The sequence below is a fragment of the Pseudanabaena sp. UWO310 genome, from assembly GCF_006861605.1.
Classification (GTDB): domain Bacteria; phylum Cyanobacteriota; class Cyanobacteriia; order Pseudanabaenales; family Pseudanabaenaceae; genus Pseudanabaena.
Window position 1 is genome coordinate 19,069 of the sequence record NZ_SELU01000035.1, and the last position, 11,256, is coordinate 30,324.

General features: G+C 44.1%; 10 protein-coding genes. 3 read left to right on the forward strand and 7 right to left on the reverse strand.

The window, feature by feature from the left end:
• Positions 1-320: 320 nt before the first annotated feature.
• The 4 genes from PseudUWO310_RS12915 to PseudUWO310_RS12930 form a co-directional block, all read right to left on the reverse strand.
• A complete protein-coding gene (locus PseudUWO310_RS12915; protein ID WP_142601862.1) occupies positions 321-1,319 on the reverse strand; it encodes a ribose-phosphate pyrophosphokinase in 999 nt (332 codons plus the stop codon).
• Between the two features lie 154 nt (positions 1,320-1,473).
• On the reverse strand, positions 1,474-2,754 hold the full coding sequence (ftsZ, locus tag PseudUWO310_RS12920; RefSeq protein WP_142601865.1) for a cell division protein FtsZ: 1,281 nt from the start codon (positions 2,752-2,754) through the stop codon (positions 1,474-1,476).
• Between the two features lie 139 nt (positions 2,755-2,893).
• Positions 2,894-3,706, reverse strand: a complete 813-nt coding sequence (locus PseudUWO310_RS12925; RefSeq protein ID WP_142601867.1) for a cell division protein FtsQ/DivIB — start codon at positions 3,704-3,706, stop codon at positions 2,894-2,896.
• Between the two features lie 24 nt (positions 3,707-3,730).
• Entirely contained in the window at positions 3,731-3,979 is a 249-nt protein-coding gene (locus PseudUWO310_RS12930; protein WP_142601869.1) for a hypothetical protein, read from the reverse strand.
• 624 nt (positions 3,980-4,603) lie between these two features.
• Between PseudUWO310_RS12930 and htpG the strand changes: the two genes are divergently transcribed.
• The gene (gene htpG / locus PseudUWO310_RS12935) at positions 4,604-6,499 is read left to right on the forward strand and encodes a molecular chaperone HtpG (RefSeq protein WP_142601871.1); all 1,896 of its coding nucleotides are present in this window, start codon (positions 4,604-4,606) and stop codon (positions 6,497-6,499) included.
• Positions 6,500-6,630: 131 nt separating this feature from the next.
• Here htpG and truB read toward each other — a convergent pair whose 3' ends face one another.
• On the reverse strand, positions 6,631-7,536 hold the full coding sequence (gene truB / locus PseudUWO310_RS12940; protein WP_223805649.1) for a tRNA pseudouridine(55) synthase TruB: 906 nt from the start codon (positions 7,534-7,536) through the stop codon (positions 6,631-6,633).
• A 409-nt stretch (positions 7,537-7,945) separates the two neighbouring features.
• Here truB and PseudUWO310_RS12945 point away from each other — a divergent pair, with 409 nt between their 5' ends.
• Positions 7,946-8,719 (forward strand): metallophosphoesterase family protein, encoded by a 774-nt coding sequence (locus tag PseudUWO310_RS12945; RefSeq protein WP_142601876.1) that lies wholly within the window; start codon positions 7,946-7,948, stop codon positions 8,717-8,719.
• A gap of 60 nt (positions 8,720-8,779) precedes the next feature.
• On the opposite strand, the gene aguB is transcribed toward PseudUWO310_RS12945, so the two are convergent.
• The gene (gene aguB, locus PseudUWO310_RS12950) at positions 8,780-9,634 is read right to left on the reverse strand and encodes an N-carbamoylputrescine amidase (RefSeq protein ID WP_142601878.1); all 855 of its coding nucleotides are present in this window, start codon (positions 9,632-9,634) and stop codon (positions 8,780-8,782) included.
• Between the two features lie 74 nt (positions 9,635-9,708).
• On the opposite strand from aguB, the gene yidD reads away from it, so the two are divergent.
• Complete coding sequence (gene yidD, locus PseudUWO310_RS12955; RefSeq protein WP_142601880.1) at positions 9,709-9,948, forward strand: membrane protein insertion efficiency factor YidD; 240 nt, start codon at positions 9,709-9,711, stop codon at positions 9,946-9,948.
• Positions 9,949-10,022: 74 nt separating this feature from the next.
• Here the strand turns inward: yidD and PseudUWO310_RS12960 are convergent, their stop codons facing one another.
• Positions 10,023-11,111: a late competence development ComFB family protein gene (locus PseudUWO310_RS12960; RefSeq protein ID WP_142601883.1), complete on the reverse strand. Its 1,089-nt coding sequence runs from the start codon at positions 11,109-11,111 to the stop codon at positions 10,023-10,025.
• Between the last annotated feature and the right edge of the window lie 145 nt (positions 11,112-11,256).

Genomic DNA, 11,256 nt, shown 5'->3' on the forward strand with positions numbered 1-11,256 from the left:
GAAAGTATGCCAGCACACAATCAATTGGAGTAGTTTATGTTAGCTTTCATCTAATATACAAAATGAAGATACAAACAGCTCTAAATATGTATATATCCTTCAAACAATTAACTCTTTGAAGATGGAGCAAACCTTCGTGAACTGGTAAAGGCAGGTGACATCTTAGAAAGTTAATCTAGAAGTAGATACGATTATTCTCACTTAAACTTACTACATAATTGCAATTTGTATCAGAATGTACATTTTTTGCAACTAATCGAGATTGGGAAAGCCCTTACCCGACAAAAGATGGGGCTAGACAAAATAACGAGGGGCGATCGCTACCTGAACATACTACTGACCGAGGTATCTTCATGAACCCGCCAGATTGTTTCACCTAACAAGTCGGCAACCGATAGTACCCGTAATTGATCAAAATAATTTTCTTGTCTGACTGGGGTGGAATTAGTTACGATGACCTCTTCAAACACGCCACTGGACAAACGTTCGATCGCTGGCGGCGAAAAAATAGCATGGGTGGCACAGGCATAAACTTGACGCGCACCTTCCTTTCTCAGGAGCTTTGCCGCTTCATAAATTGTCCCAGCAGTATCGATCATGTCATCGACAAGGACAGCAGTTTTACCTGAGACATCACCGATGACATTCATCACCTCAGCCACGTTATGGCTTTGGCGACGTTTATCGATAATCGCTAAAGGTGCATCGTTTAGTTTTTTGGCGAAAGCCCGCGCCCGCGCAACTCCCCCCACATCTGGCGAAACTACCACCAAGTCGGGGAGTTTCTTCTCATTGAGATAGTCAAATAAAACTGGGGAGCCATAGACATGATCGCAAGGTATATCAAAATATCCTTGAATTTGTGCCGAATGTAAGTCCATGGCAATCACGCGATCGGCTCCAGACTGCACAATTAAGTTGGCAACTAATTTTGCAGTGATTGACTCGCGTCCTGCGGTTTTGCGATCGGCTCGCGCGTAGCCGTAATAGGGCATGACCGCAGTAATTTGCCTTGCCGAAGCCCGACGACAGGCATCAATCATAATCAATAATTCAGTCAAATGGTCGTTAACAGGGCGACAGGTTGGTTGGATCAGATAAACATCACAACCCCGAATCGATTCCTGCACCTGCACATAGACTTCCCCGTCAGCGAAATTTTTTCGCACCATAGGCCCTAATTCGATACCTAAATAACGGGAAATCTCTTGGGCAAGTGGCAAATTTGCCGAGCCAGCAAATAGCCTTAGTCGATCTTCACCACTATTTAAAGAAGGTAGTCTGTGAAGTCCATGCCTAGTAGTCGTTAAGTGTGTCACTGCAATTTATCAGGAGGTAACATAGCCGTATTTCTATTGTCAGGCTTAATTCGCTATTCGCGTCATCTGTTTACGATTAAATTAGATATTTTTTTAGCCAGAATGACATAAAAGCCACAAATTTAGAAGCATGGCTCCTAAAATCTATGGCTTTTTATTTGGGGGGACGGCGGCGTTGGAGGAAATCGGGGATATCTAGTCCTGGCTTACTCAGCTTGATTTCTGTTTGTGATGTAGGCGTTGTAGAGGTCGATGTCCTTGTGGTGGGCGTAGGTGGTAAAGGTTGTACCTTTTTCACAATTTGGGGCGGGATCGCTGGATGGGACTTGGGTGCGAACCCTGTGGCAATTACCGTGATCCGAATTTCGCCATCTAGTTTGGGATCGATGACTGCGCCAAAAATAATATTGGCATTTTGATCGACTACTTCATAAATGGTCTCGGCGGCGGCATTGACCTCATGGAGAGTCATATCTTCACCACCAGTGATATTAAAGACAACACCGCTGGCTCCTTCGACGGAAGTTTCTAACAGAGGCGAAGAAATGGCTGTCATTGCGGCTTCTCTTGCTCTAGACTTGCCAGAACCAATACCGATACCCATCATTGCCGAACCAGCATCCGCCATAACGGCGCGAATATCGGCAAAGTCTACGTTTACGAGCCCAGGGATCATGATGATATCGGAAATGCCCTGCACGCCTTGACGCAGAATGTCGTCAGCAACTCTAAAGGCTTCCTGTACAGGAGTTTGCTCGGATATTACTGAAAGCAGCTTATCGTTGGGGATCACAATTAGAGTGTCAACCCGACTTTGTAAACCTGCAATTCCTTCTTCAGCCTGCTGACCTCGTCGCCTACCTTCAAAGGTAAAGGGTCTTGTGACGATACCGACCGTGAGCGCTCCCGCTTCCTTGGCGACCTCCGCAATGATGGGTGCGGCTCCAGTACCAGTGCCGCCACCCATGCCTGCGGTAATAAATACTAAGTCGGCTCCTTCGACGGCTGCTGCGATATCATCACGGGACTCTTCGGCAGCTTTCTGGCCGATCGCAGGATTACCACCTGCTCCCAAACCTCTGGTCAGCTTCTGACCCATTTGAAATCGCTTAGAAGCGGAGGATTGCAGTAATGCTTGAGCGTCTGTATTAAACGACCAAAACTCTACACCAACCACATCACTGGCGATCATGCGATTTACAGCGTTGCCACCGCCACCGCCAACACCAATTACCTTAATTTTTGCAACACTGCCCAACATGATATTATCCGCTTTTGCATCAACGCCTAACTGCTGCTTCATACGATTGTGAGAGTGACTTAGGTGTAGTCTAGAGTTATTTGAAAACTCAGAAAGTTCATCCATTTGCACGTCTACTTCTCCGTTTTCCGAACCATTTGAGTTCAAACCTGACCAGTCGTTTTGAGATGTCATTTATCGGGGGATGTCATAAATAGAATCGTTGTACTGATGCTCTCTAGATTTTGCTAAGCTTAAACCCCATTCGAGTCAGAAGTCCGAGTAACAGTTTAAACCTACCAGAAAAAAATAATAATAGCCTTAAAACGACAATTTAGGATTTTGTTTCTGAAGATTTATCTTTTGGTGACCTGTTTATTTCTAAAATCGGGTCGCTTGGTTGACTTACATCAATATATTTAAAGCTTTTTGATGTAAATTTTTCGGGCAGATTTCTCAGTCGATCAAGGGTTTCTAGTTGGGTGTTAAAAATTGCTGGTTTGTACGTACCAAAATAAACCAAGCCCAGCTCGGTAGTCAAAATCAAATTTGAGTCGTCCCGAGCATCTACTTGCGAAATTTTAACTTGACTCTGACTGACTTGACGATAAAGAGTTGACCACTGAGCGATCGCTCGATTATTCGGTTCTAGGACGACAAGGTTGGGCTTGGTGATATTCGATGGATAGGCTTTAGCGGGCATCCATATTCCCTCTGCATCTAAGAACCCCTGCTGACCTTTACGTGTAGCGTTGGCGATCGGCAATCGTTCTTGAACCTGAATAGTGAGTTTTGAGGGAAATATTGTGCGGGATACTAAAACCTTTGATACAGGGGCATTGGCTTCGAGCTGATTGGCGAGTTCTTGCGGTTGAATTTGAAATATCGATTGGGGATATTGGAGTGCGAGGGATTTCCTAATGGTTTCCTTAGACAGAAGTTTGTTACCTTCAATTTCGATCTGGCTGGGGCTCCGTAGCTGCCATTCAGGAAGCATCGCAACCCACAGCATCCCACCCGTGATTCCAGTGATAAATGTTAACTGCCAAATACGTTGAAAGATGCGAAGGCGGCGTTGTTTTCGCAGTTGTTTGCGGCGGGCCACATAGTCTGCCTCTCCTGTGGAGATAGGGAATTCAACCGTCATCTTTGCTCCTACCTGTTCATAGTGCTAGGAGTCAGATGATGGGCTACTAGCAAATTGTCGTTCCAGCATAGCAATGATTTCTGCCCGTCGGTTTGAAATAGCCAAGGGATCCTTAGCATTTTCAGGTAAAAACAGGACGCGATCGGTGTTTTTATACTTATTCGATGTTTGTTGCTTATTCATTAAAGACTGGATCGCTTTAACGAAAAATATACCTGCACTGATGACTAAAAGTACAGATATTGATACGTAGATAATTGCTGCGATCACCATATCTCTTGTGTTTGAATTGTGTTTAAATCCGAAGTATTGATATCACAATAGATGAGCAAATCAGGTTTTTCAACAAGAGTTACAAAAATGTATAGATTTGCTTTGCAAACCTTCATATATAGCTATATTCACTTAAGTTAGGCTATCAAACCCAATAGAGAGTTGCGGCGCGAAGCGCCGCAACTCTCTATTGGGTTTGATTTTTGTCCTAACATTGCTGAATAGCTATATCTGTCCCCTGTACTAGGAGCAAGACTCCAAGAATTGACTGGCGGCACTTCGCGCCGCCAGTCAATTCTTGGAGTTTGATTTGTCCTAAGTCAAGGGACTGTAGCTAACGTCAGTTCGGTTTATGCTGGCAAATTTTCAAAGCCCAAAAGTAAAAGCCTTGCTAAGCAAGGCTTTTACTTTTGGGCTTTGAGAGAGGGATGGCGTAGCCATCCCTTTCTCAAAGCCCGTTTCAAATTATCCCGAACTCACATCGATCGCAAATTATCGCAAATTTATGGGTAGGTACGGAGAACGCGACAACATCGGACGCATGGGTATTGCGATTGGTTCGGTATAATCAGGCTTGACTTAAGAGTAAGTAACATTTAGTAGCATTAAGGAGCTTTGCGCGATATGCAAGAGCAGGGAACGATCAGCATTCATACCGAGAATATCTTTCCCATTATCAAGAAGGCTTTATATTCAGAACGCGATATCTTCTTGCGGGAATTGATTTCTAATGCCGTAGATGCCATTAGCAAGCTCAAGATGGTGTCTTACGCTGGCGAAACAAGTCATTCAGCCGAGCCTGAAATTACGGTGACGATTGACAAGGATAAAAAGACCTTAGCGATCGCCGATACAGGGATTGGTATGACCGCCGATGAAGTTAAAAAATATATTAACCAAGTTGCCTTTTCTAGCGCTCAGGAGTTTGCCACTAAGTATGCGAGTAGCGGCACGGGCGATCAACAGATCATTGGTAATTTCGGTTTGGGCTTCTACTCGTCGTTTATGGTGGCGAGTAACGTCGAGATTGATACTCGTTCCTACAAGGATGGGGCTGAGGCTGTGCATTGGGCTTGTGATGGCTCGACCACCTTTACCCTCGATGATAGCGATCGCGCAACCGTCGGCACGACGATTACTTTAACTTTGCAAGAAGACGCTGAGGAATATCTCGAAGAAGCCTCGATCAAGCGCATGATCCGCAACTATTGCGACTTTATGCCCGTACCCATCAAGTTAAATGATGAGGTTATTAATAAGCAGACGGCTTTATGGGATAAATCACCCAAGTCCGTCACTAAGGACGAATATTTAGAATTCTATCGCTATCTCTATCCTTACCAAGACGATCCTCTGTTCTGGATTCATCTCAATACCGATTATCCCTTTGTGATTAAAGGAATTCTGTATTTCCCCAAGATGAAGGCTGACATCGATCCTAATCGTGGACAGATCAAGCTATTTTGCAATCACGTTTTCGTCAGTGACAATTGCGATGATGTGATCCCCAAGTTTTTGATGCCATTGCGCGGAGCGATCGATAGTACAGATATTCCTCTAAATGTCTCTCGAAGCTTTTTACAGGGAGATCCCAAGGTTCGGAAGATTCAAGAATTTATTGCTAAAAAAGTAGGCGATCGCTTGACCTCCCTCTATAGCGAGTCTCGCGAAGAATTTTTGAAGTGCTGGCAAGATATCAGCATCTTCATGAAATTTGGCTCCATGAACAGCGATAAGTTTTATCAGCAAGTTAAGGAAATCTTGGTATATGCGACCACTAGCGAAGATGAAGCCGTCAAGAGCGAAAGTGGTAACTATACGACTTTGCAAGCCTATCTAGAGCGCAATAAGGAAAAACACGAAAATCAAGTGTTTTATACCTCCGATCCGATCGCCCAAGGTACCTATGTCGAACTACATAAAAATCAAGGTTTAGAAGTACTCACCTTTGACGCATTTATCGATAGTCACTTCATCAACTTCCTCGAACGGGAATTTAAAGACATCAAGTTTGCCCGTGTCGATGCGGAGATCGATGATCGCCTCGTTGATAAGGATTCCAAAACTGAAGTTGTTGATCCCAAAACTAATAAAACCAAGAGCGACCATCTTCAAGACATTTTCCGCGATGCTTTGAATAAGCCCAAATTGGTGATTCGCACTGAGGCGATTAAGGCTGAGGATGCTGCTTCGGCTCCACCCGCAATTATCCTGTTACCAGAATCTGCTCGTCGGATGCAGGAAATGATGGCTCTCATGCAACAGGGCACGGTCAGCTTCCCTGAGGATCATGTCCTGTTGGTCAATACAGCCCATCCTCTTATGGAAAAACTGATCGAGCTTGATAGCAGCCAGATTATTGGCGGTGTCAAGTCTGAATCGGCAGACTTGGCTAACTTGATTTGTACCCATGTCTACGACCTTGCGCTGATGGCTCAGAAGAGTTTTGATGCTGACAGCATGAAGGGTTTTCTGCAACGTTCTAACCAATTGCTGACTAAATTGACTAGCAAAATCTAAATCTATAGCTGTTGTCAGTCTTGTTAGGAAAAATCAAAGCCCAAAAGAGGGTTGCCGCGCTCCGCGCGGCAACCCTCTTTTGGGCTTTAATTCACAAAAGTGTTGTCACACTTTCGTGAATTGGCATTACCCTAATTTATGGGATATAAAACAACTATGGGTTGGAAGCCATTGCCATTAGCCTCACTAATACCCAAAAAATTCTGCTCGGCATCGCATATCCTGACATAGCCTAGGGGGATGTCTTCGTTGTGGAGAGGGGATTGCCTTGAGACAGTTTGTCCCATGCGCCAGCGTTTACTATCTTCTTCCTTCAGTATGACCTTGGGCAAAAAATGTAAGCCCCTATCGGGCGCGAGAACTTCAAGGCTATGCGATCGCAATAGTGCATCGACCTGCTCAAAGGACAAACTAGAATTCAAATCAAACCCATTGCTAAGCGTCCGTCTCAATGCCGATAGCGTTGCCCCACAGCCCAGCTTTTCTCCTAAGTCTCGAGCAATAGAGCGGATATATGTGCCGCCGCCACAGGCGATCGCCACATCTAGTTCTGGATAATCTCCCATCGTCCATCCGAGTAAGCGAATTTCCGTGATTTCCACCGATCGCGTAGGAATATCAGACTCCGTAATTTCTCCCCTACGCGCTAAATCGTACAGTCGTTTACCATTGACTTGAATTGCACTAAACGCAGGTGGTCGCTGAATAATTGTGCCTTGAAAGCAAACTAGAGCCTGTTCGACTTCGGCAAGGGTTAAATGGGGGCAGGGGCGAGCGCTAATCACCTCACCCGTAATGTCATCGGTATTGGTAACTATGCCAAAACGAATTTTTGCGTCGTAAGCTTTGCCATCAGGTAAAAACCGCAGCAGTCTGGTGGCATTGCCAACGGCGATCGGTAAAACCCCCGTAGCCATCGGATCGAGCGTACCACCATGACCAATTTTTTTTTGTTTCAAAAGCTTTCTTAATTTACTCACACAATCATGGGCGGTAATTTCTGGGGGCTTATCGATACTAATAAATCCATTAAACATATAAAACATCAATGAAGAATTGGCGAAGAACTAGTGTTTTGATATTTTGTGCCAAAACACCAATTCTTGATGGAGAAACGAGGGAGTATCGATCTCAGTAAATATTTCAGTAAATATTTCAGTAAATATTTAGTAGTTAGATTGTTGGAAATCTAGGGTAATCTTAGTTTCTATTTAAAGTAAAAGGACAGTATCACCTATCATCAAAGGTAACAAAAATAGGGCGAAAGTCAGAAAAAATTGTCATAAGATAGAGAGCGTAGATCGAAATAGTTTCTTAAAAAAAGTTGTATCAGTCTTGCTCCATCCTCTAGACCACTACACCTTAATTGATGTCCATCTTGATACCCGTCGTTAGATTTGAATACTTGATGTTTTTCCGTCACCATTTGTTATGGGGTGAGATAAGTTGACTCGATTTGTATTTGGCGATATTCATGGTCAATATGACGGGTTAATGAAGTTAATCGACTTTATTAATTGTGGTCCTAGTGACAAATTGTTCTTTTTAGGCGACTTAATTGATCGCGGTAATCGCAGTTGCGATGTTGTCAGTTGGGTGATAGCGAACGGGCACACCTGCCTGAGAGGCAATCATGAGCAGATGTGTCTCGATGCTTTTAATAATAATGAAAGTTCTTTGGTCTGGAAAGGATGGCTGTTAAATGGTGGATCTAACACCTTAGAGAGCTATGGTAAAGAAAAGCTGCCAGCGTCCCATCTCGAATGGATGCAGCAATTGCCGCTCTATGTTGATCTAGGCGATGCATGGCTAGTCCATGCGGGGCTAAACCCTAACTTACCTCTCGAATTGCAGGGTGCGGCAGAGTTTTGCTGGATTCGCGAAGAGTTCCATAGTGCGACCGAGCCTTTCTTTGAAGACAAGATAATTATTACTGGGCATACGATTACCTTTGTTTTTCCGGGGGTAAAACCTGGAAATTTAGTATTGGGTAAGGGATGGTTAGATATTGATACTGGTGGTTATCATCCCAAAAGTGGTTGGTTATCAGCTTTGGATCTAGATACAGCCACGGTTTATCAATGTAATACCTTTACCAATGAATTGAGGGTAAACCCACTATCCGATATTACGACGGTAATCGAACCAATGCCAACGCGATCGCAAAGGCAAGAAGTCGGCAGGACTAGTACGCCAAAACGTCGCTGGTCTTGGGTTTAAACAATTCCCCAGATAAGAATGGTGGCGCGAAGCGCCACCATTCTTATCTGGGGCTTTATTTTAGGGACTTAATAAAACCTGATACAAATCGGGGCGGCGATCGCGGAAAAAGCCAAACGAGGCTCGATTTAACCTTACTTGATTGAGATCGAAACTAGCTAAAATCACCCCTTCGTCGCGATCGCTCAATTCGGCAACCTTATCGCCTCGATGATTGGCAATAAAAGAATGACCGTAAAAAGTTTGATTGCCTTCTAGTCCGATCCGATTTGCCGCCGCCACGGGAATGACATTACTCACAGCATGACCGATCATCGCTCTCTGCCAAGGGTCTTTGGTATTGAGATCTGGCTCTTCGGGTTCGGAACCGATTGCGGTGGGGTACAGCAGAATTTCCGCTCCCATCAGCACCATGGCTCTAGCACATTCAGGAAACCACTGATCCCAACAGATACCGACACCGATCTTGCCAAAAGCCGTATCCCACACTTTAAATCCTGTGTCTCCCTCTCGGAAATAAAACTTTTCTTCGTATCCGGGACCGTCGGGAATGTGACTTTTACGATAGACTCCCAACAACGAGCCATCAGCATCGATCATGGCAAGACTGTTGTAATAGACCTGCCCCGATCGCTCAAAAAATGATATGGGAATCACGACATTAAGTTCTTTGGCAAGATGTTGAAAATGGGCGATCGTGGGATGATTTTCAACGGGTTGAGCCCAAGCAAAAAAGCGATCTTGCTCTTCCCGACAAAAATAGGGACCTTCAAATAATTCTGGTGGCAAGATTATCTGCGCTCCTTGATGAGCCGCTTTACTTACTAATTCAGATATCTTCGTGACATTAGTCGTAACATCAGCATTCAGAGTGGTCTGAATAACAGCGATCGTAACAGTTCTAGGAGATGACATTAGCGGGATAGGATTGAGACGTTAATATGTGGCTATAGCGTTATCTTTAGCCTACCGCAGTCACGAAAAGATCCATGAAAAAACTTGTCATTTTACTGATTCAGTTTTATCGATTGTTTATTTCTCCATTGTTTGCGCCGAGGTGTAGATTTCAACCCACCTGCTCGCAATATGCGCTAACAGCGATCGATCGCTTTGGGCTATGGCAGGGAGGAGGACTAGCCGTTAAACGAATTTGTAGTTGTCATCCTTGGCATATAGGTGGTTACGATCCTGTGCCTGAATCTCCGCTTCAGCAAGATGAGGCATTGTAATACCAATTCACGAAAGTGCGACAACTGTAGCTAAGACATGAAGAGAATGGCGGCGCTTCGCGCCGCCATTCTCTTCATGCGGATTTGCGTTCCAGTAAATCCTGTACGATCGCTACAATATTATGGAGTGAGATGTCATTGCGTTTGAAAAGGTAGTTTAATTGCTGCATAGATTGGATATATTCTTGCTCAAACTGATAGGCATAGATCGGGGGAATATCAGCATAGGAAACCTGTAAGACTCTCATTATCCCTGTCCGCACGGCTCCCACTAACTCGCGAGCAAATTCGTTAATTGCCCGTTGTCTTAAATACTTAAATCCGCGATCGCTAGTAGCGTACATGGGAGGCAATCGATTGAGGGCATAGGCTGCTACTTCAGAATGATTGATTCTTGCGAATAGCTCTGGTTTTGTCACCTGCTCGATCGCCCTAAAGATGAGATGCTCTAAAACATTAACCAACCCCAATTGAGCCTGCAAAGTATAGGACTGGAGCGCTCGATATTCCATTTCGGCGGCATCCTTGATCTTTTTTTCCCAAGCCCAAGAATTGCCATACATTTGCCATTGGGCTTCGTAGCTATGTTGGTTTAATTCTCTTTGCCTGAGTTCCTGTTGTTTTTGGATTAATTGTTTTTCCATGAAACGTCGCGAACTAGAAATTAATGCTTTTTGCTGGCGACTTAAATGACTGATATCTTGCACGACAGTTGCTTCGTCAGATTGGATGATCGTTTGACCTCTATTTTTGCTGACATATTGAGATCGGGTAATTACTGATTCAACTAAGGCTGGGACATCTCGCCACCGTAAATGTCTGCGCCCTAGAATTTGGCTTAATTGATATAGTACGCCTGAGCTGTTAGTAAATAGATGGTTAGGTAACGGGGTTAGATCGTGGAGTGGATCGCCAAATAGAACGGTTTTGATCCCATGTTTGACCGATTGGGAAATCTGTGGGCTCAATTCATTCACGGCATAGGCATATTGATACTGCCATCCATTTATAGATGTAGCGAATAATGGAGGTAGGCGATTGAGTGCGTAGGCTACTACCTCAGCGACTTTGACCTTAGGTTGTTTTTCGGGAGGAAGTTCTTCAATTTGAATGTAAGTTTCTCTAACCAGAATTTCCTCTAAAACATTAACAAATCCAAGCATCGTTTTACACCTTGACGAGCATTAGACCGAATAATTCGATCGCTTTTCGACAGGTAAAAAAAGTCTAAATTTTATTAACTAACAAATTCTTGGAGAATCAATATATAGGTATATATACGGCGATCGATCAAAAATTCATGTATTT

Bases quoted from the DNA above. Each gene is read 5' to 3' on its own strand.
- aguB (WP_142601878.1), bottom strand. From the start codon at position 9,634: ATGTCATCTCCTAGAACTGTTACGATCGCTGTTATTCAGACCACTCTG.
- yidD (WP_142601880.1), top strand. From the start codon at position 9,709: ATGAAAAAACTTGTCATTTTACTGATTCAGTTTTATCGATTGTTTATT.
- truB (WP_223805649.1), bottom strand. From the start codon at position 7,536: ATGTTTAATGGATTTATTAGTATCGATAAGCCCCCAGAAATTACCGCC.
- PseudUWO310_RS12960 (WP_142601883.1), bottom strand. From the start codon at position 11,111: ATGCTTGGATTTGTTAATGTTTTAGAGGAAATTCTGGTTAGAGAAACT.
- PseudUWO310_RS12925 (WP_142601867.1), bottom strand. From the start codon at position 3,706: ATGACGGTTGAATTCCCTATCTCCACAGGAGAGGCAGACTATGTGGCC.
- htpG (WP_142601871.1), top strand. From the start codon at position 4,604: ATGCAAGAGCAGGGAACGATCAGCATTCATACCGAGAATATCTTTCCC.
- PseudUWO310_RS12930 (WP_142601869.1), bottom strand. From the start codon at position 3,979: ATGGTGATCGCAGCAATTATCTACGTATCAATATCTGTACTTTTAGTC.
- ftsZ (WP_142601865.1), bottom strand. From the start codon at position 2,754: ATGACATCTCAAAACGACTGGTCAGGTTTGAACTCAAATGGTTCGGAA.